This is a genomic window from Mycobacterium kubicae (assembly GCF_015689175.1).
GTDB lineage: Bacteria > Actinomycetota > Actinomycetes > Mycobacteriales > Mycobacteriaceae > Mycobacterium > Mycobacterium kubicae.
On sequence record NZ_CP065047.1, the window covers coordinates 4,588,728 to 4,611,007 of the forward strand.

The 22,280-nt window shown below is 65.4% G+C and carries 23 protein-coding genes and 2 pseudogenes; 16 read left to right on the forward strand and 9 right to left on the reverse strand.

Features of this window, described 5'->3' with window-relative positions:
• The first annotated feature begins 66 nt into the window (after positions 1-66).
• Positions 67-1,416, forward strand: a complete 1,350-nt coding sequence (locus tag I2456_RS21360; RefSeq protein ID WP_241007782.1) for a hypothetical protein — start codon at positions 67-69, stop codon at positions 1,414-1,416.
• Positions 1,417-1,425: 9 nt separating this feature from the next.
• On the opposite strand, the gene rsmI is transcribed toward I2456_RS21360, so the two are convergent.
• Complete coding sequence (rsmI, locus tag I2456_RS21365; RefSeq protein WP_085075126.1) at positions 1,426-2,280, reverse strand: 16S rRNA (cytidine(1402)-2'-O)-methyltransferase; 855 nt, start codon at positions 2,278-2,280, stop codon at positions 1,426-1,428.
• Positions 2,281-2,304: 24 nt separating this feature from the next.
• On the opposite strand from rsmI, the gene I2456_RS21370 reads away from it, so the two are divergent.
• Together I2456_RS21370 and I2456_RS21375 are read left to right on the forward strand one after the other, a co-directional pair.
• Positions 2,305-3,861, forward strand: a complete 1,557-nt coding sequence (locus I2456_RS21370) for a dolichyl-phosphate-mannose--protein mannosyltransferase (protein WP_085075125.1) — start codon at positions 2,305-2,307, stop codon at positions 3,859-3,861.
• 111 nt (positions 3,862-3,972) lie between these two features.
• Positions 3,973-4,828, forward strand: a pseudogene (locus I2456_RS21375) (DUF559 domain-containing protein).
• Between the two features lie 38 nt (positions 4,829-4,866).
• Here I2456_RS21375 and arcA read toward each other — a convergent pair.
• The gene (gene arcA, locus I2456_RS21380) at positions 4,867-6,072 is read right to left on the reverse strand and encodes an arginine deiminase (RefSeq protein WP_371869971.1); all 1,206 of its coding nucleotides are present in this window, start codon (positions 6,070-6,072) and stop codon (positions 4,867-4,869) included.
• A gap of 78 nt (positions 6,073-6,150) precedes the next feature.
• Here arcA and I2456_RS21385 point away from each other — a divergent pair, with 78 nt between their 5' ends.
• Entirely contained in the window at positions 6,151-6,747 is a 597-nt protein-coding gene (locus tag I2456_RS21385; RefSeq protein ID WP_186246572.1) for an alpha-ketoglutarate-dependent dioxygenase AlkB, read from the forward strand.
• On the opposite strand, the gene I2456_RS21390 is transcribed toward I2456_RS21385, so the two are convergent.
• The 3 genes from I2456_RS21390 to I2456_RS21400 form a co-directional block, all read right to left on the reverse strand.
• Positions 6,744-7,400, reverse strand: a complete 657-nt coding sequence (locus I2456_RS21390) for a DUF5642 family protein (RefSeq protein WP_085075122.1) — start codon at positions 7,398-7,400, stop codon at positions 6,744-6,746. The genes I2456_RS21385 and I2456_RS21390 overlap by 4 nt on opposite strands.
• Positions 7,401-7,420: 20 nt before the next feature.
• Positions 7,421-8,089, reverse strand: a complete 669-nt coding sequence (locus I2456_RS21395) for a DUF5642 family protein (RefSeq protein WP_139823283.1) — start codon at positions 8,087-8,089, stop codon at positions 7,421-7,423.
• 66 nt (positions 8,090-8,155) lie between these two features.
• Positions 8,156-9,100, reverse strand: a complete 945-nt coding sequence (locus tag I2456_RS21400; RefSeq protein WP_139823282.1) for a GNAT family N-acetyltransferase — start codon at positions 9,098-9,100, stop codon at positions 8,156-8,158.
• A 175-nt stretch (positions 9,101-9,275) separates the two neighbouring features.
• Here I2456_RS21400 and I2456_RS21405 point away from each other — a divergent pair, with 175 nt between their 5' ends.
• The gene (locus tag I2456_RS21405; RefSeq protein ID WP_085075120.1) at positions 9,276-10,019 is read left to right on the forward strand and encodes a class I SAM-dependent methyltransferase; all 744 of its coding nucleotides are present in this window, start codon (positions 9,276-9,278) and stop codon (positions 10,017-10,019) included.
• 4 nt (positions 10,020-10,023) lie between these two features.
• Here I2456_RS21405 and I2456_RS21410 read toward each other — a convergent pair whose 3' ends face one another.
• Together I2456_RS21410 and I2456_RS21415 are read right to left on the reverse strand one after the other, a co-directional pair.
• Positions 10,024-10,275 (reverse strand): hypothetical protein, encoded by a 252-nt coding sequence (locus tag I2456_RS21410; RefSeq protein WP_085075119.1) that lies wholly within the window; start codon positions 10,273-10,275, stop codon positions 10,024-10,026.
• Between the two features lie 128 nt (positions 10,276-10,403).
• Positions 10,404-11,198: a bestrophin-like domain gene (locus I2456_RS21415; RefSeq protein ID WP_068163465.1), complete on the reverse strand. Its 795-nt coding sequence runs from the start codon at positions 11,196-11,198 to the stop codon at positions 10,404-10,406.
• Between the two features lie 106 nt (positions 11,199-11,304).
• Between I2456_RS21415 and I2456_RS21420 the strand changes: the two genes are divergently transcribed.
• The 4 genes from I2456_RS21420 to I2456_RS21435 are packed head-to-tail and all read left to right on the forward strand — an operon-like array spanning position 11,305 to position 13,332.
• Positions 11,305-11,877: a hypothetical protein gene (locus I2456_RS21420; protein ID WP_085075118.1), complete on the forward strand. Its 573-nt coding sequence runs from the start codon at positions 11,305-11,307 to the stop codon at positions 11,875-11,877.
• Between the two features lie 44 nt (positions 11,878-11,921).
• Positions 11,922-12,239 carry an ArsR/SmtB family transcription factor gene (locus I2456_RS21425; protein WP_085075117.1) on the forward strand — a complete coding sequence of 106 codons (318 nt, stop codon included), beginning with the start codon at positions 11,922-11,924 and terminating at the stop codon, positions 12,237-12,239.
• A complete protein-coding gene (locus I2456_RS21430) occupies positions 12,239-12,715 on the forward strand; it encodes an SRPBCC family protein (RefSeq protein ID WP_085075116.1) in 477 nt (158 codons plus the stop codon). Before I2456_RS21425 ends, I2456_RS21430 begins: the two co-directional genes overlap by 1 nt.
• Entirely contained in the window at positions 12,715-13,332 is a 618-nt protein-coding gene (locus I2456_RS21435) for a maleylpyruvate isomerase family mycothiol-dependent enzyme (RefSeq protein WP_085075115.1), read from the forward strand. The genes I2456_RS21430 and I2456_RS21435 overlap by 1 nt, the downstream gene beginning before the upstream one ends.
• A gap of 9 nt (positions 13,333-13,341) precedes the next feature.
• Here I2456_RS21435 and I2456_RS29020 read toward each other — a convergent pair.
• A pseudogene (locus I2456_RS29020) lies at positions 13,342-13,877 on the reverse strand (hypothetical protein).
• A 107-nt stretch (positions 13,878-13,984) separates the two neighbouring features.
• On the opposite strand from I2456_RS29020, the gene I2456_RS21445 reads away from it, so the two are divergent.
• Together I2456_RS21445 and I2456_RS21450 are read left to right on the forward strand one after the other, a co-directional pair.
• Positions 13,985-14,581 (forward strand): TetR/AcrR family transcriptional regulator, encoded by a 597-nt coding sequence (locus tag I2456_RS21445; protein ID WP_085075114.1) that lies wholly within the window; start codon positions 13,985-13,987, stop codon positions 14,579-14,581.
• Positions 14,578-15,402 carry a hypothetical protein gene (locus I2456_RS21450; RefSeq protein ID WP_085075113.1) on the forward strand — a complete coding sequence of 275 codons (825 nt, stop codon included), beginning with the start codon at positions 14,578-14,580 and terminating at the stop codon, positions 15,400-15,402. Before I2456_RS21445 ends, I2456_RS21450 begins: the two co-directional genes overlap by 4 nt.
• Positions 15,403-15,415: 13 nt before the next feature.
• Here the strand turns inward: I2456_RS21450 and I2456_RS21455 are convergent, their stop codons facing one another.
• Positions 15,416-15,961 carry a TetR/AcrR family transcriptional regulator gene (locus I2456_RS21455; RefSeq protein WP_085075112.1) on the reverse strand — a complete coding sequence of 182 codons (546 nt, stop codon included), beginning with the start codon at positions 15,959-15,961 and terminating at the stop codon, positions 15,416-15,418.
• 183 nt (positions 15,962-16,144) lie between these two features.
• On the opposite strand from I2456_RS21455, the gene I2456_RS21460 reads away from it, so the two are divergent.
• From I2456_RS21460 to I2456_RS21480, 5 genes are all read left to right on the forward strand, one after another.
• Entirely contained in the window at positions 16,145-17,365 is a 1,221-nt protein-coding gene (locus tag I2456_RS21460; protein WP_085075111.1) for a cytochrome P450, read from the forward strand.
• A 567-nt stretch (positions 17,366-17,932) separates the two neighbouring features.
• The gene (locus tag I2456_RS21465) at positions 17,933-18,262 is read left to right on the forward strand and encodes a hypothetical protein (protein WP_068028626.1); all 330 of its coding nucleotides are present in this window, start codon (positions 17,933-17,935) and stop codon (positions 18,260-18,262) included.
• A 9-nt stretch (positions 18,263-18,271) separates the two neighbouring features.
• The gene (locus tag I2456_RS21470) at positions 18,272-19,870 is read left to right on the forward strand and encodes a DUF4185 domain-containing protein (protein ID WP_139823278.1); all 1,599 of its coding nucleotides are present in this window, start codon (positions 18,272-18,274) and stop codon (positions 19,868-19,870) included.
• 56 nt (positions 19,871-19,926) lie between these two features.
• Positions 19,927-20,454 (forward strand): hypothetical protein, encoded by a 528-nt coding sequence (locus I2456_RS21475; protein ID WP_139823277.1) that lies wholly within the window; start codon positions 19,927-19,929, stop codon positions 20,452-20,454.
• Positions 20,455-20,571: 117 nt separating this feature from the next.
• Positions 20,572-22,110 carry a PIN domain-containing protein gene (locus tag I2456_RS21480; RefSeq protein WP_163703906.1) on the forward strand — a complete coding sequence of 513 codons (1,539 nt, stop codon included), beginning with the start codon at positions 20,572-20,574 and terminating at the stop codon, positions 22,108-22,110.
• Positions 22,111-22,280 lie beyond the last annotated feature (170 nt).

The following is a 22,280-nucleotide window of genomic DNA, read 5'->3' on the forward strand; positions in this document are numbered from 1 at the left end:
CGACGCCTAGACTCCAGCCATCGATCCATGTCGTTCGTGGGTCAAATCGATACAAGGGGATCCGTCATGAGAATCGCTGTTGCCGGCGCTGCGGCCGCGGCCGTATTGGGTGGAGCGCTCGCAGTTGCGCCGTTGACGGTGTCTACCCCTACCCGGATCGCCGGCGGGACCTGCAACGCAGGTCAGCAATGCGATCGTCTCTCCTCGGTTCTGATGCCGAACCCGACGCAAGCGGGCAAGCCCGCCTCCACAGCCCCGGCGATCGGACCGGACCAGATCTCTCGGGCTGCCGCGCAGCCCAATCCCGCGCCGCCGCCCGCGGCGCCGGCCGCGGCCGTCCTGCCACCGGCGACCGGGTCCGCCAGGCCGGCCAGCCCCGGAATCGCCGCGCTGCCCAATGCCGGTTCGGCCGGTCCGCCCAGCGCGGCGTTGGCGCCGGCGCCCGGTGTACCGGACGTCGGCATCCCCGGTCTCGGTATCCCCGGCGTCGGAGTTCCGGGTCTGGGCGTCCCCGGCCTCGGCCTGCCTGACCTCGGCAGCCTGGCCAGCGGCGCGAACGCGGTGAACACGGCGTACTCGGTCGTCAACGGAGTTCTGGGCATCGGCAATACGGTCGCCGGCGTCGCGAGCACCAGTGCGCTGGCCGTCACCTATGTCGTCCTGGCCTACAACGCTTTGCAGCAATCGGGAATCCTGCCGGCCGCCAACGGGACAGCCAGCACGATCGGCAACATGCTGCTGCCCGGTCTGGGCCTGCCCGCGGCTGGACTGCCCGCCCTGAGCCTGCCCGGCCTGCCGAGCATCCCGGGCATCTCGCCGGCCGGTCTGATCGGTCTGGCGTCGGCGGGCGGGGTCCCGGGTCTGAGCCTTCCGGGGCTGCCGGGAGTGTCGCCGGCGAGCTTGGCGTCGCTGGCCGCAACCGGTCTGCCGGGTCTTCCCGGTGTGTCGCCGACCGACATGCTGGCCCTGGCGGCCGGTGGTGTGCCACAGCTGGCGGCCGTCCTGCCCGCGCTGCAAGGTGGTCTCCCGGCGGGGCTGGCGGGCGTGAACCCAGCGATGGTGGCGGCGTTGCTGCCCGCGTTGGCCGGCGGTGTACCGGGAGGCCTGCCGGCGCTGCCGGGGGTTGATCCCGCCGCCGTCGCCGCGGTGCTGCCCGCACTGGCCGGCGGAGTTCCGGCGGGGCTGCCGCCGCTGCCCGGCGGTGTTCCGGCGGGGCTGCCGCCGCTGCCCGGGATCGATCCCGCCACGGTGGCCGCGATGGCGGCCGCAGCCGGCATACCGACAAGCCTGCCGGCGGGTCTGCCGCCGCTACCGGCGGGTCTGCCGCCGTTGCCGGCGCTGCCGGCTCCCCCGCCGCTGCCGCCGGCGCCGCACCTGTGCCTGCCGGGATCGGTCATCCCCATCTGCACCCCCTGACCTGATCCGTCAGGGAGCGGGGAGTTCCGCCTCTCGGCGGGCCAGCAACACCGCGTCGTAGAGCTGGCGCGAGCGCACCCCGTCGTTGGCCGCCGCCACCTCGCTGCAGGCGTCCTTGACGCGGATCCCGGCGGCGACCAGCTTCTCCACCTCGCCGACCAGCGAGGGCACGTCGGCTTGTGGGATGGCCCCGGCCAGCACCACGGTGATCTCCCCGAGCACCCCGCCGGACGCCCAGTCCGACAGTTCCTCGAGCGACCCGCGCCGCACTTCTTCGTGGACCTTGGTCAACTCGCGGCAGACGGCGGCCCGGCGTTGGCCGCCGAGTTCCGCCACGGCGTCGCGCAGGCATGCCGCCAAGCGACGCGGCGATTCGAAGAACACGCAGGTGCGCTGCTCGTCGGCCAGCGAAGCCAGCCAGCTTCGGCGCGCCGATCCGCGGCGCGGCGCGAACCCTTCGAAGCAGAACTTCTCCGACGGCAACCCAGAGAGCACCAGCGCGGTCGTCACTGCCGAGGGCCCGGGTAGACACGTCACCGCCAGCCCGGCCTCTACGCACGCCGCCACCAGCCGATAGCCCGGGTCACTGATCACCGGCATGCCGGCATCGCTGACCACCAGCACCGTCGCACCGGCTGATATCGCCTCGACCAGCGAACCCACCCGCAGCGCCTCCACCCGGTCGAAAAGGCTGACCACCCGGCCCCCGATCGGGACGTCGAGCGTCTTGGCCAGGTTCCGGATCCGGCGGGTGTCCTCGGCGGCCACCACGTCGGCGCGGGCGAGCGCGTCGAGCAGGCGCGGCGAGGCGTCCGACGGCTGACCCAAAGGGGTCGCGGCGAGCAACAGGCGCCCAGAAGTCATGAGGGACAGCCTACGATCGACGAGATGACCGCCCCGCCTCGAGAAGCCGCCGTACTCGGCGAGCAGCGCGAGGTACCCGTCGTCAGCCCCGGACCGCTGCTGCCCGTCGCCGACTTCGGGCCGACCGACCGGCTGCGCGGCTGGATCGCGACAGCGGTCATCACGGTGCTGGCCGCGGTGACCCGGTTCTTGAATCTGGGCTCACCGACCGACAACGGCACCCCGATTTTCGACGAGAAGCACTACGCGCCGCAGGCCTGGCAGGTCCTGAACAACCACGGCATCGAAGACAACCCGGGGTTCGGCCTGGTGGTGCACCCACCCATCGGCAAGCAACTGATCGCCACCGGCGAGGCGCTGTTCGGCTACACCGGGATCGGCTGGCGATTCACCGGGGCGCTGCTGGGCATGGTCCTGGTGGCCCTGGTGATGCGGATTGTGCGGCGGATCAGCCGCTCGACCTTGGTCGGCACGATCGCCGGGCTGCTGATCATCTGTGACGGCGTCAGTTTCGTGGCCGCGCGGACGGCCCTGTTGGACGGGTTCCTGACCTTCTTCATCGTTGCGGCGTTCGGGGCGCTGATCGTCGACCGTGACCAGGTTCGCCGGCGGATGCACATCGCGGCGGTGGAGAACCGCATCGCCGAGACGGTGTGGGGGCCGCGACTGGGAGTGCGGTGGTGGCGGTTCGGCGCGGGAGTGCTGCTCGGGCTGGCCTGCGGCACCAAGTGGTCCGGACTGTATTTCGTGGTGTTCTTCGGCGCCATGTCGTTGGCCTTCGACGTGGCGGCGCGCCGCGCGTATCAGGTGCCGCGACCGTGGCTGGGGGTGGTGCGCCGCGACCTGGGTCCCACCGCGTATGCGCTGATGCTGATCCCGTTCGGCGTTTACCTGGCCAGCTATGCGGGCTGGTTCGCGTCCGAGACGGCGATCGACCGCCACCAGGTAGGCCAGACCATCGGCCCGCAGTCGGTGGTGCCGCTGCCCGACGCCATCCGCTCGCTGTGGTACTACACCGCCAAGGCCTTCCACTTCCATGCGAGCCTGACCAACTCGGCCGGCAACTACCACCCGTGGGAGTCCAAGCCGTGGAGTTGGCCGATGTCGTTGCGGCCGGTGCTGTACGCGATCGACCAGAACAATGTGTCGGGCTGCGGCGCGCAGTCGTGCGTCAAGGCCGAGATGCTGGTGGGCACCCCGGCGATGTGGTGGATCGCGGTGCCCGTGTTGATCTATGCGCTATGGCGCGCGTTCGTGCGACGCGACTGGCGCTATGCGGTGGTGCTGGTCGGGTACTGCGCCGGCTGGCTGCCGTGGTTCGCCGAGATCGACCGGCAGATGTACTTCTTCTACGCGGCGACCATGGCGCCCTTCCTGGTGATGGGCATCGCGCTGATCCTGGGCGACATCTTGCACCAGCCCCGGCAGGGCCGGGAGCGACGCACGCTGGGGCTGATTTTGGTGAGCTGCTACGTGGCGTTGGTGGTGACCAATTTCGCGTGGTTGTTCCCGGTGCTCACCGGGCTGCCGATCTCGCAGCAGACCTGGAACATGGAGATCTGGTTGCCCAGCTGGCGTTGACGAGTCGGCGTTTGCGCCGAGATTGCCGCTATGGCTGTGCCTGATGCGCTATCCACAACCCACACGGCAATCTGGACGCACAGCGGCCGCCACTAGCAGCATCATCGGCGCGTGACGGTGTTCCTCGGGAGCGAAGCACTGACAAGTGGCGCGCTGACCCGCGGCCAATTGCGCTGGAACTACCGGCGCATCCACCGCGACGTGTACCTACCCAAGGACGCCGCACGGACGCTATGGATCAACGTCTGCGCCGCATGGTTGTGGTCGGGCCGGCGCGGTGTCATCGCGGGCCGCGCGGCCGCCGCACTGCACGGCGCGAAGTGGGTCGATGACTTCACCCCCATCGAGTTGATCGGCCAGTTCCATCACCCACCGCCAGGCGTCATCGTGCGACGGGAGCGGATCAGCGAGCAAGAAATCGTCGACCTCGGGGGGACTGCCCGTCACCAATCCGGTCCGCACGGCGTTCGACTTGGCACGTCACCTTCCCCGCGGCTCGGCCGTCGCCACTCTCGACGCGCTGTCCGCCGCGACCGGCCTGACAGCCGGCGATGTGGCAGGGGTGGTCGCGCGCCACCGGGGTGCCCGCAATGTACGGCGATGTCGGCGTGCCTTGTCGCTGATGGACGGCGGGGCCCAATCGCCGAAAGAGACCTGGCTGCGGCTTCTCGTCATCGACGCCGGGTTGCCGCGTCCGGTCACCCAGATCAGAGTCACCGACGGGTATCTCGTGGCGTTCCTCGATATGGGGTGGGAGGGACCGAAGGTGGCGCTGGAATACGACGGCGATCAGCATCGCAGCGACCGTCGGCAGTATGTCAAAGATCTGCGCCGCGGCGACATGGTTGCCCAGCAGGGTTGGCACGTCATCAGAGTGATCAAAGAAGACCATCCGATGTTCGTCATCCAACGCGCCCGCGCTGCACTGGCTCGCCGCAGCGCGCCGAGATTGCCGCCACGGCCGTAAACCAGCTCCGGCGCACAACCCCCACGGCGATCTCGGCGTCAGGGCAGCGGATCACGCGCCACCGGGCACGACATGCAGCGCGGGCCGCCGCGACCCGTCCCCAACTCAGACCCGGAGATGGTGAGTACTTCGATGCCCGCATCCTGCAGTCGCGCATTGGTCTGGGTGTTGCGTTCATACGCCACGACCACACCGGGCGCCAAGGCCAACGTATTGTTCCCGTCGTCCCACTGTTCGCGTTCTGCCACAACGGGATCCAGCCCGGTATGGATGACGCGCAGCTTGTCGATTCCCATCGCCTGCGCGGCCGCCTCCAGGAACGGCGTCTCTTCACTGATGGTCACCCCGTCCGGGGTGCGCGCAATGGTGAACGCGGACAACGTCTCCACCACGTTGGCGTACATCACCACGGTGTCGGTGTCGACCATCGTGCACACCGTGTCCAGATGCATCTGCGCGCGGCGCTGCGCTATCGGCACGGCCAGCACGGTCTGGGCCAGGTTGTCGTCGAAGAGGCTGCGCGCCAACGCTTCCGCGCCAGCTGGGCTGGTCCGCTCCCCCACCCCGACCGCGAGCACACCGGGCGCCAGCAGCAACACATCACCACCCTCGACCGGGGCCGTACGAGATTCGTAGGCCCGCCGCACTCCGGTGAACCGCGGGTGATGGGCGTAGATGAGGTCACTCAGCGACGCCTCACGCACCCGCGCCCGCATCGCCAGCGAGGGAATCACCACCCGCGGCCCGATCCAGATCGACGAGTCCCGGGTGAACACCAGGTTGGGCAGCGGCTCGATGACGAAGTCGGCCCCGTGATGCATGCGCAGCACCAACGACACCGCTGAGCGAATATCGGGCGGCAGTTCGTTGAACGTCATACCCGCGGTCAGCACCTGCGCCAGCCGAACCGGATCCAACCCGCGCAGGTACGCCGAAAGCTCTTGCGCCAACGGCAATCCCAGCCGTCGAGCGTCCACCGCCGCCGCGACGCCCTGCATGCGGGCCGCCCCACTGTGATGCAACGCCTCGGTGAGCAAATCAGAAAGCAGCAACACTTCCACACCGCGCAACCGCAGCAGCTCGACGAACTGGTCGTGCTCGTCCTGCGCGCGCGAGACCCACGGCAACCCGTCGAACAGCAGCTGGTCGTTGTTGCGAGGGGTGAGTCGGCGCAGCTCGGCACCCGGGCGGTGCAGGATGGCAACCCGTAAGGTGCCCACCTCGGAATCGGTGCTCAACCGGATAGGACTCACAGCTCAAACCGTAGCGGCTGCCTGAAACGCACCCGCTTCATCGAACGGGTGTGCGATAAACTGGGTGTCGTGGCGACAGCGGTTCAGGGCTCGCTATTCGAGCACAACGAGCGCAGAGAGCTCGGTGACGGCGCCTTCATCGACATCCGATCGGGCTGGCTGACCGATTGCGACACCCTGTTCGACGAGCTGTTGACCTGCGTGCCGTGGCGGGCCGAACGCCGGCACATGTACGACCGCGTCGTCGACGTGCCCCGGCTGGTGAGTTTCCACGACCTCAGCGTCGAAGAACCGCCGCACCCGAAGATCGCGCGGCTGCGCCGCCGGCTCAACGACATCTACGGCGGCGAGCTGGGCGAGCCGTTCACCACCGTCGGGCTGTGCTGTTATCGCGACGGCTCCGACAGCGTCGCCTGGCACGGCGACACCATCGGCCGCAGCAGCTCGCACGACACCATGGTGGCCATCGTCAGCCTCGGCGCCACTCGCACCTTCGCCATGCGGCGTCGCGGCGGCGGGCGGTCGTTGCGTTTCCCGATGGCACACGGCGATCTGCTGGTGATGGGCGGCTCGTGCCAGCGCACCTGGGAGCATTCGGTGCCTAAGACGTCTACATCCGCGGGACCGCGCATCAGCATTCAGTTCCGGCCGCGCGACGTGCGTTAGGTGCGGATTGCCGCGACGGCCTTGACCAGGAGGTCGCGGGCGCGTTGGGTGTCGACTTTGGCCAGAGGCTGATTGGGGACCACCAGCGGATTGGCGATGACGATCACCTGGAAATCGCCGAATTGCGCGGAGTAGTCGTACAACTCCCCGGTGCGCGCCGAGCCGTCCATGAGCGCCTGCAGCACCCGGTGCACGCCCTGGGTTTGGGTGCCGTCGATGTGCGGGGCGTCGATCACCTCGAGACCGCCGCGCAGTTGGGCGCCGACGAACGCCACCTTCTCGCAGTCCTTGCCCGGCTCGTTGAACGGCAACGCTTGTGAAGTCTCCACCGCGATCACGACGAACCGATTGCCGTTGCCCTCGGCCGAGACAGCGGACATGTTGCCCTGCAAGCCCGGGGGCATATCCGGCCCTACCGCCGTCTTGGCGCAGTTCGGTGGGTCGAAGGTCAGCCCCTCGGGCAGCTTGCGGGCGGCGAAGAACTGCGGGTCGATGGCCCGGGGCGCGACGTCGGTAACCTTGAACTCCGGCCCGAAGCTGTTCTTCACCTCGACGACCTTGGCGATGTCTGCGTTGGTGGAGGCACTTTTGGCGCCCGACGAGCAGCCGAGGAGTAGGCACACAGATCCGACCGCGAGCACCGCCTTCAACACCGTGGCAACCCTACCTGTGCTCAGCTGCGTAACGTGGCAACCGTTTTGACCAGCAGGTCGGCGGCGAACTGCGGGGGCAGCGGCGGCAGCATGGACCCCGGATCGGTGGTCACCGTGGTGAACGCGTAGTAGCCGCCCAGGTACGCCACGAAGGTGACTGTGCGCGAATCGATTTGGGCGCCGGATTCGACGCTGGTGCGAATCTCGGCGATCATGCCCACGGTGTCCGCGTCGTCGATGTGCGGGGCATCGAGAAGGCTCACTTTGGCCGTCGTGTGTCCGTCGGACATGGTCCACTCGCCGCAGTCGGCCACCACCTTGTGGTCCAAGGTCACCGGACCAGAGGGCACGGCGACCACCACGGCGTCGACGATTCCGCCTGAGCCGGAGCCGGAGATGCCTTGCGCCGACTGGTCGCGTCCGCCGCCCGGGTCGGCCAGGGTGGCGCACTGCGGCGGCTTGTCGCCGACCACCGCCGCGCCGGCGTCCAGGTTCCACACCGCCCGCGGTGTCAGGCCGCTGGGGATGCCCCTGGTCACCTCATAGCCGGGCGGCAGGTCGCGCGACACCCGTTTGATGTTGTCGGGTCTGACCGTGGTGGTGCGAACCGAGGTCGACGTCGTGGTGGGCACCGGGGCGGGTGCGGGTGGGTGAGCGCATGCGGCGATCGGCAAGGCCACCAAGGCCATCCAGAACGGCCGCACCCAGTGTTGATAACACGGCACCGGCGCGGGGCCGGGGACCCTGGCCGCGCGTCAGCCGACCGCCTCCATCACCTGCCGCGCGGCATGCCGGATCTGGTCGGTCATCTGACGACTGAGGCTCAGTTGCCGAGGCACGTCGATGACGGTGGTGATCACGCCGATGTCCTCACGCTGCCAGACCGCGCCGTGCCGATCCATGATGGCGCGCATCGGCGCGTTGTCCGAAAGCATCCGCGCGGAGAACCGTTCGACGCCGTCGACGCGCGCGGCCACGGCCAGGGCGTCGATGAGGAAGGTTCCGATGCCGCGGTGCTGGTAGGCGTCGGCGACGGTGAAGGCGATCTCGGCCACCGTCGGGTCGGCCTCGTCGCGGACGAAGCGCGCGTCGGCCACCGGGTCTCCCCGGTCGGTCATCACCCACACGAAGTGGTCGACGTAATCGACCTCGGCGAGGTAGTGCATGAGCCGCTCGGTGGGCACCCGCGCCGACATGAACCGCCGGTAGAGGGTCTCGCTGGAGAAGTGCACGTGCCCGTGCACGGTGCGTTCGCGGTCGCCGGGCAGCACCGGGCGCAGCGTCAATTCGGTGCCGTCGCGCAGGCGAACCGGAATCGGCGTGACGAAGGCGGCCAACCGCTGACGGACCGTGAGCAGCAGCCGATGCATGATGCCGGGGATGTGCACCATCCGGGCCAGAGCGTCGTTGTCGCCGATCCACCCGGTCAGCGGCTCGATCGTGGTGACCGTCGCCGTGCGCGGGATGTTGCGCAGCAGCGCGATCTCTCCGACGATCGTGCCCGGTAGGGCTTGCTCGACGATCACCACGCCGTCCTCGCCGACGTGCGTGATCTCGGCGCGACCCGAGGAGATGAGCAGGAACGACACCGCCTGCTCACCCTGTTGCATGAGCACCTGGCCCGCGGTGGACCGCAGCGGCGCGACGCTGGCCGCCAGCGGCAGCAGGTCTTCGACGGGGCAGCCGGCGAAGATGTCCATTCGCGCGAGTTCTTCGACTCGTGCGCCGGTCAGTTCGGCCACTGCGGCCTTGCTGGGAGTCGCGTTGCCGGCATTCGCATGGACCCGCCGCCCCCGTTATGTGTTCGCGGTCTGATTCGCCTCAGGGTATGGCGTCGGCCGCTGCCCCGGCAAGGACAGGCATTAACCTGCCGCAATGGCTACCGAACCGGATCCGATCGAGCTGACCCGCGCGCTGCTGAACCAGCCCGCGGTGCTGCGGCACGGCTTTCTCGACGTGTTGGGCGAGTCGACGAGTGCGCCGGTGCCGACATTCGCGCAGCGCGCGATGAACAGTCCGTTCGTCGCGACGGTCTACGAACGGTTGTGGCGGCCGACATCCTTTTATGTGGCCAGCGGCGTCACCACCGGCGCAGAACAGCGCCGTGCCGCCGCGGCGCTGCGTCTGGACGGCGCGCACCGGTTGCTCGACGTGGCCTGCGGGCCGGGCAATTTCACCAAGCCGCTGGCCGCGCAGCTGTCGGCCGACGGGTTGGCGGTGGGGTTCGACATCTCCGAACCGATGCTGGTGCGCGCCGTGGCGGACAACAGTGCACCACGTACCTGCTATGTCCGCGGCGACGCGCGCGCGTTGCCGTTCGGAGACCAGACCTTCGATGCCGTGTGCTGCTTCGGCGCCCTCTATCTGATGCCCGAGCCGTTCGGGGTGGCCCGGGAAATGCTGCGCGTGCTGCGACCGGGTGGCCGGATAGCAATCCTGACCAGTTACTCCGGGCAAACCCCGCCCGTGCGAACGGCGCTGAACCTGACGGCTCGCGCGATCGGGCTCACCATGTTCGACCGGCACGCCTTCGTCGACTTGTTCGCTGCGCAAGGCTTGGTCGAGATCGATCAGCAGACCCAGCGCGCGCTGCAGTTCGTCACCGCGGCCAAGCCATGACCGGTTAGGAGGCCGCCTGGTAAACGCCGAGCAGCCGCACCACCGGCGTGCCCGCTTCGTACTCCACCACCCGCGCCCGGCCGTCGTCGGCGGATTCCTCGGTGAGCGTGATGATCACCGGCCGGCCACTGCGCTGCGACATCTGCGTGGAGTCGACCCGGAAGAGTTGGTATTCACCGTCGTGCGGGATGGCCAGCGAGAAGCCCGGTTGGACGGCTTCGGCGGGGAACTTCTGCAAGTAGTACTTGGTGCTCATGTGCTGCACAGTAAGAGCCGCCGGTAACGGTTTCGCCATCGCCGCGCAGGTCTTAGCGAATGTTCAGGTGATTTTTGGCGCTTCATCAGCCTGCGCGCCGGATTGGCTTTGCTGGCAGCGTGTTCCGGCTAGGTCGCGGGCGCGGAGAGAACTTCGACGACGTCGCGCAGCGGCTCGGGAGTCGTCGCCAACTCACCGACGAAGGGATGCGAGAGTTCCATGACCAGAAACAGGTTGGCCGCGACCAATACGCCGACGGTGGTGACCATCGCGTAGTGCATGCGGGGTTCCTCGACGCCGTAGATGACCGAGCAGGCCAGCACCAGCCCGCTGGTGAGCATGATGACCATCCACAGCGACCAGGACGGACCGACGGCGGTCTGCGCCTGCAGAACCCGTTCGGTACGCGCCTGACTCACCTTGTCGAGGTTGGTGAACGACCTATTCAGGAACGTCTTCTGCGTCTCGGTCTGCGGCTGGATGGATTCGTAGGTGGCGTAAAGACGTTGCATGGCTTTGTCCGCGTCGGGATAGGAGCGCCCATTGGCGGCGACGGGCCACTCCGCGAGGGCTGCGCGCTCGTAGTCGAGCAGGGCCTGCCGGACCCGCTGGTTGTCTGCCTTGTCGAAGACGGTGGCGTCGTTGGCCAGTTGCACCGCCGCGGCGGCCTCGTTGCGCGCCTGGCCGTCCTCGGTGTTGATCTGACTCCACATCGCCGAGACGACGAACCCGATGAAGAACGCGTACACGAACCCGACCACGCCGTAGGCGAAACGGGTGACGTCGTTGTGTGTGCTGTCGGCGAGTTTGGGGAATCTGCGCCGGACCGCCCGTTGGATGAGCACCGCACCACCGGCGATGACGACGATCAGCGCGAGCAGCAGCAGCCACGCGGGCACATTGCTGACGATCCAAACACTCACCGGCTACCTCGTCTCGAGCTGCGTGCCTGCCTGCCAGGGATTTTCGACTCGAGAAGTATTTCACCAGTACCGTCTCGGTCATGATCGAACGCATGGCAGTTCCGCGGTGAGTGTCGCGGGTTTGGTCCTCGGCATCATCGGCACCGTCCTCGCCGTGGTGTCGCTCACGTGGCAAGTCGCCACGTTCTGGCGGCAGCGCCCGCGACCGAGATTGACACCCGTTGCCGGTTTCCTGACGCCCGACGGTCTGGTGACCAACGACGCCGGCACCGACACCCATGAGGCGCTGTTCGGGACGGCGCAGGAGGTGCCGCCAGGTCAATTCATCGTCGGCGTCAAGGTCGTCAATCCCTCGCGAGCGCCGTTGCACATCGCCGGGTGGGCGGTGCGGGCTGACCCCGGCAAGACGTCGCTGGTGCCCGTCGACGACCCCATCGAGGGCAACGAGGTTCCCTACGACATACCGCCCGGCGGCAGTGCCATCTTCCTCACGAAGCTGCAGGATGCACACCGATTCGCCAATGGAATCGAACGCGCCGAAGGCCAGGCACCCGACATTGTGCTGACGGTGTCGTGCGGTAGCAAAACGTACGCCACGAAACCGCTGGCACCGTCGTTGTTCTCGATCGGCGCCCAGGCAGCTGACCGCTTCGACAGTGAGCCGTCGACGAACCACTGAAGAGCCCTAGACCGACGAGTTTTGTAAGTCTAGACTTACGGTTAGTGGCTACTTACGAAACGGCGGACCCCTGGGCCGCCCTGGCGGACGGCACGCGGCGAACGATCTTCAAGCGTCTCGCCGGTGGGCCCATGGCGGTCGGCGAACTCGCCGAGGGGCTTCCGGTGAGTAGGCCCGCTGTTTCTCAACACCTCAAAGTCCTCAAGTGCGCGGGCCTGGTGCAAGACCGTGCGGCCGGCACGCGCCGCGTCTACCAAGTGGATCCGGACGGCTTGGCGGCTTTGCGGGCGGAACTGGATGTGTTCTGGGACAGAGCTTTAGGCGCGTTTCAGGCGATTGCCGATCAGGAGGGAGAAGGGTAGTGCCACCACGAGTCGAACCAATACGGAAGACGATTACCGTCAACGTTCCCGTTGAGCGAGCGTTCGAACTCTTCATCGACAGGTTCGACGCGATCAAGCCTCGCGAGCACAACCTGCTGCCGGCGCCGATCGCCAAGACCGTCTTCGAACCGTACGTCGGAGGGCACATCTACGACCAAGGTGTGGACGGCAGTCGGTGCGACTGGTCGCGTGTGCTGCTTTACGAGCCACCCGTGCGGGTGGTGTTCTCCTGGGACATCGGTCCGACGTGGCAGTTGGAGCCCGATCCGGCCAAGACGAGCGAGGTTGAGGTGCGTTTCGTCGCGGAATCCGAGACGACCACCCGCGTCGAGTTGGAGCACCGACACATCGACCGACACGGCAGCGGTTGGGAGAACGTTGCGAAAGGCGTTGACGGGGATGCGGGTTGGCCGTTGTATCTGCGTCGGTACGTCGAATTGTTGGAGGCGTCGTGATGACCGCGGAGTTGCTGGACTTGGCACAGGACGAGCGGGCTGACCTTGCGGAGTTCCTTGCCGCACTTTCGCCGCAGGACTGGCACGCCGCCAGCCTGTGCCGGGGGTGGACGGTGAAAGACGTTGTGGCACATGTGGTCAGCTACGACGAACTCGGGGTGTTCGGCTTGGCCAAACGGTTCGCCAAGGGGCGGGTGGTGCGCGCCAACGAGGTTGGCGTCAAGGAGTTCGCCTCGTTGTCGCCTGACGACCTGCTCGCGTTCCTGCGAGCGCACCTTCGCCCGCAAGGACTGACCGCTGGCTTCGGCGGGATGATCGGCCTGGTCGACGGGACCATCCACCACCAGGACATCCGGCGCGCGCTCGGCCGTCCGCGCACGATTCCCGTCGAACGCCTGCGACGAATACTGCCGTCCTTACCGGGCAACCCCCGGCTCGGGGCTGGCCGACGCATCAAAGGCTTACGGCTTGTTGCGACTGACCTCGACTGGCAGCACGGCGACGGCCCGGAAGTTCAGGGCACCGGGGAAGCGCTGATGATGGCGATAACGGGAAGACCGGCCGCGCTTGGCGAACTTTCCGGGCCGGGCCAGCCGACGTTGGCCGCGCGTCTGTAGCGGTTTGGATTAAAGCCAGCCGGTGCGGGCGGCGGCGACCGGCTCGGCGGGTGCCGGCGCCAATTCGCCGTCACGCACGCCGTCGAGCATCCGTTTGACCGCGGCGACGATTTCCGGGGCTGCGGCGGCGAGTCCGGCCTCGTCGGCTTTGGTGACCTCATCGGCACCGACGCCCGCTCGGGCCAGTACCGCGGCCGGGTCGGCCAGTTGCTGCGCCAGCCAGCCCACCGGATCGGCGGACAGTTCCTCGACGAAGTGGCGTGGCCCGGGTTCCCAGCCGTTGAACCGGGGGTGGTGATGGGCGCGGTCCAGCGTCCCGGGTGGGCTTTGCGTGTTGCCGAACAGGTCGACCCGCCACAGGGACGGGCGAAGGTGATCGGAATGCCGGCGTAGATCGACCCCTGGGGCGCGGCCCGATCGACGAGCCGAAGTTCCAGGCGGACTCCCCTTTCCGGGGTTTCCTGACCGGTCAGCGGGCTCGGGTCGACGAAGAACATGTCCCCGACGACCACACCGAGCGATTCGAATCCGAAAGCTGCGAGCATGGCGTGCCTTTCTTGTTGCGCCTACTCCAGGGTAGTCCGCCAACCGTCGCAGAAGTCGCTGACGACTGTCATTGACGACCGTCAATGAATGCGCGTACCGTGCGTGCATGGAGTCAGCCCACGTCGCAGCGCCCACCGGGGGCGTGCGGGAGGCGCGGCGACTGGAAACGCGGGCACGCTTGTTGGACGCCGCGCTGGCCGAAATCTCGCGGCGGGGCGTCGGCGCCGCGGATGTCAGCGCCATCGCTGCCGCGGCGGGCGTGGTGCGCGGGACGTTCTACTTCCACTTCCCGACCAAGGAGCACGTGCTCGTCGAGGTGGAGCGGGACGAAGAGAACCGGATCATCAGCGAAATCGCCGACAGCACGGGCGACTTGGCGTCGGTGTTGTCCCGAGTGGTACAGCACGTGCTCGACGCCGAACGTCGGCTGGGCGCAGTGGTGTTCCGCGACATGCTCGGATTGCACTTCTCCTCGACCCGTCCGGTCGAGGACGAACTGGCCCAGCACCCGCTCGCCGGGTTCTTAGTGGGAGTGATCAGCCGGGCGCAGGACGCGGGGCAAGTGCCCTCGCACGCTGACCCCGCCGAGCTTGCGGTCTTCTTCCTGACCGGCCTGTTCGCGTTGCTGGCCACCGGGGCCCACGATTCCGAGCTGTTAAGCCGTTATGTGACAACAATTGTCAAGGGAATGGAGATCCGATGAGTCGCACGGGTATCGAGGGCTACCGGGACTTTCTGGCCCAGCGCGACGGTGAAGCCGATCTGCTCAACCGCCGGCTGGCCAACCGTGAGCGGTTTTTCTCCGAGTTGGAAGCCAGCCCGGTTCGCTCTGCTCATCCGGCCGACCGGGTGGTGTTCCTGCGGAACCTGCGCCGCCGCAAGCCCGAACCCTGGCTGGACAAGAAGATGCTGTTCCTGCTGGCCACCGCCAAGCTCAATCAGGCCGAACGGTTCGGTGTCGGACTGGGCGAGACCTACGGGCGCAACAGCGACGAGAACCTGCCGCCGGAGAACGTGTACCTGGAACTCGAAGAGCATTATCACACAAGGCTTTTGGCGTACGCGCTCGACATCTTCGACCTGACCTTCCAAGTGGTTCCGCCACCGTTTGTGATGCGCCAGTTCGTCAAGACGGGCGTGTTCCTGCCCGAACGGCTCAGTTTCATGTTCGTCGGAGCCGCGGAGATGGCCGGCTGCATCATGTTCGACGAGTTACGTCGGGTCGGTAGCGAATTGTTCGCCGACGAGCCCGAGGTCGCCGCACGCATCGCACTGCTCTACAGCGAAATACTCACCGACGAGATCGGCCATGTGGGCTACTGCGCGTCCCGTTGTACGTCGCCAGAACGGGCGATCATGCGCCGCATCTATCCGCTCATCGGACGGCTGTTCGCTCGTCAGACGGTCGAGATCAGTCTCTTGGTGGACCCGAAGGCGTTGCACGCACGCCTCGACCGGCCCTTCGACGTCGAGGAACTGACCGCAGGGTTGGACAACGAGACGTATCTGGTCACCCATCCTTGAATCCTGGCGTGGGTCAGGTGAATGCCGGTGCAACAAAGCGCTGCACCAGCTCGTATTCACTATGGCTGTCGCCGATTGGCCACAAGGCCAGTGCCATGACGACGCGGACGATCCACTCGGCCGCCTCTGCATCGTCCTCCGTTATGCCGGTGAGGTCTGCGGCGAGACGACCCAGTACCGGGGACGACGGAAGCAGACTCAGATCACGACCGGCGCTCAACCCCATCATCATCCGGCGGATGGGGTCCGATCGGATGTGCTCCAGCGCCACCGTTATCGCCTTGACCACTCGGTCCGCGCCGCTGAGGTCGCTCACCGCGCGTCGAACCGAGGCAACGATGCGCGCCGCCAGGCGCAGCAGAACCGCGTCACGGATCTGGGCTTTGCCCCCGGCGTAACGGTAGACAGTCGCGCGCGAACAGTGCACTCGTGCCGCCAAGGCGTCCATGTCGAGGGCGTCTAGACCGTCGCGCACGACGAGATCGGTTGCGGCCTCGTAGATGCGTTCGGCGGCCGCGGTCCGCCGCTCGCCACCCAGCAGCCAATCGTCTCGAGCCATCGATTCCTCTCAAATCTACGGCTCATCTTGTCTCAGTTGTGAGACAAAAGCACTAACAAATTTCAGGGATATTGCACGTGGGCGTGGCGGGAATGAGATGGCCGGCGGTGTACGGGCAGGGTGCGCGTTTCAACTTCTTCCGAACCGGTTGACGCGCGTGTCAGCGCCGCTCAGCGTGGACCCGTGACGTCGCGCACTGGGCACCTTGGCAGCGAGTTATTCGACGATGCGCACATACAAGACCCCTATCCCCTGTACCGGCGGATGTTGGACACCGCACCGGTGCATCAGATTGCTGATTCGGGGTTTTATGCGGTGTGCAGCTGGGACGCGGTAAGCGATGCCATAGCTCGACCGCATGACTTCTCCTCGAACCTGACCGCGACCATGACGTATCAGCCCGGCGGCACCGTGGGCGCATTCGAGATGGAAGGGCTCGGTGGAAAGAGCCACGTGCTGGCCACCGCCGACGATCCCGCCCATGCGGTGCACCGCAAAGCCATACTCCCGCAATTGGCAGCCAAGCGGATCCGGGCGTTCGAGCCGTTCATCGCTGACACCGCCGATCGCCTGTGGAACGAGCAGCTGAAGCACGGGCGCATCGAATGGATGAGCGGCATGGCGAACCGATTGCCGATGATGATCGTCGGGCGGATCATCGGCGTCCCGGATAGGGACATCGACAGGCTCGTGCAATGGGGGTACGCAGCGACCCAAGTGGTCGAGGGACTGGTCAGCCAAGACCAACTCAACGCGGCGGGCATGGCCGTCATGGAACTGGCCGCCTACATCACCGATCAGTTTCAACAAGCGGCGCGCGACCCGCAGGACAACTTGCTCGGCGACCTGGCCACTGCCTGCGCGTCGGGCGAGCTGGACGAACAAACCGCTCAGGCGATGATGATCATCCTGTTCAGCGCGGGTGGCGAGTCCACCGCATCATTGATCGGTTCTGCCGCTTACCTTTTGGCGTCCCGGCCCGAGGTTCAGCAGCAGGTCCGCAACCAGCCGGAGCTGTTCGGGGCATTCCTCGAGGAGGTGCTGCGCTTCGAGCCGCCCTTTCGGGGACATTACCGGCACGTCGTCAGCGACACCACACTGTTCGGGGTGGACCTGGAAGCAGGCTCGCGGCTGTTGCTGTTGTGGGGCGCGGCCAATCGCGATCCGTCGCACTTCGACGATCCCGACGAGTTTCGACTGAACCGTCGTGGCGGCAAGGGGCATATCACCTTCGGCAAGGGCGCCCACTTTTGCGTCGGAGCCGCGCTGGCCCGGTTGGAGGCGCAGGTCGTGATCGGTCAACTGCTCGAGCGCACTTCGCAGATCGAGGCCGTCGACGTCGGGCGGTGGTTACCGAGCCTGCTCGTGCGCCGGCTCGAACGCCTGGAATTGGCGTGCGGATAGGGCCGGGCGGGAGTGCGCGTGCTTCGACGCCGCGGTCTAGGCGAGGCTGACCTGCTTGGTGAAGCTAGGGATCGAACCCACGGCCACAGGTATGTCGTCCGATGCAAGTGACGCAACGTGATTGGACGCGGCGCACCGCCAGCGCGTGGGCTTTTGTCAATGATCTTGGCTTCGGCCCTGCGACGCGCCGAATAGACCATTCCGGTGCGGCCGATAGCCCTCAGGTCATCGTTCGCTGACGCGGCTATCCGTTTGCAGATCTTCCCGAAGACTGTTGCGAGCGTTTTGGTTTCGGCATTGCTGCGTGACATTTCGGCGGGCCGGAGACCGCCGATAACCCAGGGTGTGCAATCTCGCGGGGCGCTGAAAGTAGGCACCATAAAAGGTTCTTCAGTCGCTCTCTGTAAGCGCTGACGCGCCGCCTTACGACCAAAAATTCCCGCCCGGTAAGAGTAACTGTGGCTAACGGCGTCTGTGGGCGGCCGGCCAGCATGTTTCCGTATTTTTGTGCGATATCGACCGGTAAACTGGCTAGGTTATGAGGACTCTGTTCGTGAAGGAATCGGTGTGACGGATCAGATCCTGCAAGCCGATCTGGATGCCTTGGGTCGCTTGAAGCCGCAACTCGACGAGTTGGCCGGTGAAGTCAAGGCCGGTGTGGCCGAGGAGATTCCGGCTGGCGGAGTGGTGGACGCCGGGGCAGTGCCGTCGCTGGCCGCCGCCCAGGAGATGTCGACCCGGGCATTACCGATCGTGAGACTGGCGGTCGCGGGTCGTTTCATGAAGATGGCCGAGATGATCGACTATGCACGCTCGGGATTCCTCACCGCCGACAACCAGCTGCTAGAGGTACTGAATAAGGTCCCCACTTTGCAGCCTCTACCACCTGGCAGGTAGTGGGCAGCGGTGACACCAACTAAGCAGTTGGTCCTCAACACCGATCCGAACAAGGTGCTCGAACTGATCGACGGATGGACCCGCACTGGAGACGTGCTCGAACAGCAGGCCGAGACCTACACCCGACTCGTCGATCGTCCCGGTGGTTCCTTATGGGACGGGGCAACCGCCGACGCCGCACGAAACCGAGCCGCCCAGGATTTTCGAGCGATCACGGCCACCCGTGACACCGTTGATGCCCGTGCCGCCCAAATTCGTCAGGCGGTCGCATCGAACTTGATGCCGCCGTTAGCCAACGCCAAGCAGATCATCACCAATGCCGAGTCGCACCCAGGCGTCACAGTCAACGCAGACTTGTCAATCACCTACACCGCACCCGAAGGTACTAGCAAGGAAACCGCCGATGCCAACGCCAAGACCGTCGCAGCGGCCGAGGCCGAACTCAAAGCCGAAGCGAACAAATGGTGGGCCGCTGAAAACGACGTCGCCGCCCAGATTCGGGACGCAGAAAGTGCAGTCAGTAAAGACCTCAACTTCGGGGCAGCGCTCTACAACGTCAGAAGAGCATTCGCCCTGAAACCCGGGGAGGTACGCAACCTCGGCCCGATCGCCGGTACCGGCTCAGGCACCGGCCGGATCGGTGTCGGTGCGGTCGATCTAGGAGAGATCATCGTGCTTCCAGACGGCACAGCGGTCGCGATCGGTGGTGATGGGTGGAAAGGAGGCTGGCTGGGAGATCTGGGCGTTCCCGATCATTACCCGTCGGTGGGGATGGTTCCTAGCCCAGAATCGCTGGGGCAGCTGGGTCCTGTTCAGCTTTCCCAGTTACTCGGCCTCGGTGAGGGTAGCGGAAAGGAACTATTCGCCCAATACCCAGGAAGGGGTGACACATTGCCCGCAGGCACCATCCAGGTCAACGGCAAGACCTATGTGATGGTCGCTGGCACCACCGCCCTCAAACCGACTGGCGGTACGTGGTTCGTCGAAGCCAAACCCGGCGAAATCGGCTGGACGGAAATCCCCCACTCATACCAACCCGGCAACTATGCCAACGGCGGACAATCCCAAATCAGCGGCTACCAAGGCAAAGACGGCAAGGTCTACATCGCGGCCGACTCCTTCGACCGCACCCACGGCGTCACCCTCTACCGCGCCGACCCCGACACCTTCACCGACCGCTCGACTTGGCAACCATATGTGCAAAACCCCAGCGGGAGCGGAAGTTGGGGCGCACCCGGACAAACTGGCACCGTTCTTAGCGACACCCCGTTCGGCGAGCTAAGCTTCCGCGAAGTGGACGGCAGAGCAGTATTGTCCGGATTCAACGCCAACCACGGCCCAGACGGGGCCGTGGAGATACGGGTCGCGAACGACCCGACGAAGATCTTCGATGCAGGCGTTCCGAAGACAGTTGTTGCACAGGCGGGAATCTCGAATGCCCCAAACTTCTTGCCCCAGAACTATGGTGGCTACATCGTGCCCGGATCCACTCTCGACGACATGCGCGTCTTGGTCAGCCAATGGTACGTCCCTACGGGCCCTGACGGACTTCCGACTGGGCCCGGGACGTACAACGTTCAGGAATTCGCGGTTAACGCCAATCGGTAACCCAAGGCGTGCTTGGTTCATTATCGCCGGGCGATCGGGAAGGGGCGAAGGGGACAATGACCGCTTTGCGGGAGACAGTAGGCGTCATCGCTGCATTTGCAGGCCTATTCGCTGGAGGATGCCGACCGGCCTCTCATGCGAACTCACTCAACTTTCCTGACCTCAGCGCATACACGCCAGTAAACATCCAGGACTACGAGATTCCCTTCACGACGCCAGGGCACGATCCGATTCCGATGTTCTACTTCCTCACCCCCGACGCTATTTCCTGCAAATTCAGCAGTGACCCACCCGCCGCAGGCTGCACGGGCAACAACTTCCCCGGGATCTCACCGGCGACCACAAACCCATCCGCCGGAATTAACGGTGTCAACTCGATCAGGACCGATATCGGCTTGAGACAGACCAACACACCAATCGCATCTGCAAATGGACCCCCATTCAAGACGTTGCCGCCTTTTCACTCCATCACCGTCGACGGGGTGATCTGCGGCGTCGACGACGCCCGAACCACCGCATGTAAAGACCCGCAAGGGCGGGCGTTTGTGCTCTCCCCGAAAGGATCCGGCTGGATGCAGCTTTGACTCGATGCGGGGGTCGTCCCTCTCCACGGAGTTCGCCAAACTTCTTCCTGCACGGGCCCACCAACGCCACCTTTGCATCGACCAAAATTACTTGCGCAGGCGAGGAAAATACCGGTTGTGACGACAATACTTATCGTCGATACGAACATCATCGCTAGTTCCCCGAGACTGAACAGCGTCGCCTGGTCGTCGATGATCAGAAACGCGGGAGACTGGGCAACCCGAATCGTCGTGCCAGAAGTCGTCGTGATGGAAACCGTAAATGTGGTTCGGCGACGTTGGCACGCAGAGATTGACCGGCTCGTCCGTCTCCCACTCGGACAATTTGGACTGGCCGATGCACAAGCCGCGATGGTGGCCGTCATCAACCAAGAATCGGACGGCTACGAGGAATGGTTGCTGGCGCGTTTGGAAGAGTTAGGCATTGAGATACAGCCGGTGCCCGCCGTCCACCACATGGAGATCGCACGTCGAGCTTCAGCCGGGCGCACACCATTCACAAGAAACAAAGAGGGGAAGACTAAAGATGGATACCGAGATACCTTGATCTGGTTGACCGTCCTGGCTGTGGCCAAAGAAAACCCAGGGGACACGGTCTGGCTGATCAGCGAAAATCACACCGACTTCGGGCCCAAGCCTGGCGACTGGACCGGACCGAACACCGGAGGAAGAGAGGACTGTCCGATTCACTTCGCCGACGACCTCATGGACGAACTCGACGCCGAGGGACTCGACGATAGGGTCCATTACGTCGTTAGCGCTGAACTTATGGAACAACATCTGGCATCGCAGTTCGCCCCTATAGCCGATTCCGATCTCGACCAACTGGTGGCGGCAATCGACATGACCACATTGGCGGGCAAGCTGATGTACCTGTCGCTTGGACGCTATCTGGATCCTCTCGCAGCTGCGCTACCTGCCGGGGTGCTAGCCGGTGAAATCATCGGTGCCCACGAACAACAGGACGGATGGACGTTCAGCGAAGGTGCCCGCAGGGGCGACGAAGGATGGACAGCACAATTTGCGGTAGACACCGAGGTCGACATCGAGATTGCCGGAGCGCCTTGGCTCGGTGGCGAACACACAAAAATCCTACGTATGATCGGGCGAGTAGCGGTATCACCCGAGGGTGCCATTCTGGACATGACTGTGGACGGCGCAGAAGCACTTCCCGACGATCCAGAGCGGGCGCGACGCGCCAGACGCAGAGAACTGGATGTTGGTTTTGGCTCGGCCGCTGCTGAGGCGCTCAATGCAGACCTCATGACAAGGATTGCCGCCCAATACAACGGCCCTAACGTGATGAGCGAGATCCTTAAGTCACAGAACTCAGACCTCATGACAAGGATTGCCGCCCAATACAACGGCCCTAACGTGATGAGCGAGATCCTTAAGTCACAGAACTCAGACCTCATGACAAGGATTGCCGCCCAATACAACGGCCCTAACGTGATGAGCGAGATCCTTAAGGCGCAGAACTCAGACCTCATGACAAGGATTGCCGCCCAATACAACGGCCCTAACGTGATGAGCGAGATCCTTAAGGCGCAGAACACAGGAAGCGTCCGGCCGGACGGTGAATCGGCGGATGAGGACGCCGACGCCGACCATGCAATCCAAGGGAATCCGGACGCCGAAGGAAACCCAGGACTATAGCGATCAATCGCAATGGGCAGGTACGACATTCGAGAGTCTCAGAAATTGTGCCGTAATCGCCGCCTGGACCGACGGGTCTTCGTGGGGGTGTTCAACCACTTTTCTTTGGAGGACGCTCGAAAACGCGGGAGCCCGGGATCGGCGAGGCTTGGGCGAAGGCCATAGCAGCG

Excerpts from the sequence above, each read along its gene's own strand:
- I2456_RS21360 (WP_241007782.1), top strand. The coding sequence starts at position 67 with ATGAGAATCGCTGTTGCCGGCGCTGCGGCCGCGGCCGTATTGGGTGGA.
- rsmI (WP_085075126.1), bottom strand. The coding sequence starts at position 2,280 with ATGACTTCTGGGCGCCTGTTGCTCGCCGCGACCCCTTTGGGTCAGCCG.
- I2456_RS21370 (WP_085075125.1), top strand. The coding sequence starts at position 2,305 with ATGACCGCCCCGCCTCGAGAAGCCGCCGTACTCGGCGAGCAGCGCGAG.
- I2456_RS21395 (WP_139823283.1), bottom strand. The coding sequence starts at position 8,089 with ATGGCCTTGGTGGCCTTGCCGATCGCCGCATGCGCTCACCCACCCGCA.
- I2456_RS21400 (WP_139823282.1), bottom strand. The coding sequence starts at position 9,100 with ATGGACATCTTCGCCGGCTGCCCCGTCGAAGACCTGCTGCCGCTGGCG.
- I2456_RS21405 (WP_085075120.1), top strand. The coding sequence starts at position 9,276 with ATGGCTACCGAACCGGATCCGATCGAGCTGACCCGCGCGCTGCTGAAC.
- I2456_RS21410 (WP_085075119.1), bottom strand. The coding sequence starts at position 10,275 with ATGAGCACCAAGTACTACTTGCAGAAGTTCCCCGCCGAAGCCGTCCAA.
- I2456_RS21435 (WP_085075115.1), top strand. The coding sequence starts at position 12,715 with ATGACCGCGGAGTTGCTGGACTTGGCACAGGACGAGCGGGCTGACCTT.
- I2456_RS21445 (WP_085075114.1), top strand. The coding sequence starts at position 13,985 with ATGGAGTCAGCCCACGTCGCAGCGCCCACCGGGGGCGTGCGGGAGGCG.
- I2456_RS21450 (WP_085075113.1), top strand. The coding sequence starts at position 14,578 with ATGAGTCGCACGGGTATCGAGGGCTACCGGGACTTTCTGGCCCAGCGC.
- I2456_RS21455 (WP_085075112.1), bottom strand. The coding sequence starts at position 15,961 with ATGGCTCGAGACGATTGGCTGCTGGGTGGCGAGCGGCGGACCGCGGCC.
- I2456_RS21475 (WP_139823277.1), top strand. The coding sequence starts at position 19,927 with ATGACCGCTTTGCGGGAGACAGTAGGCGTCATCGCTGCATTTGCAGGC.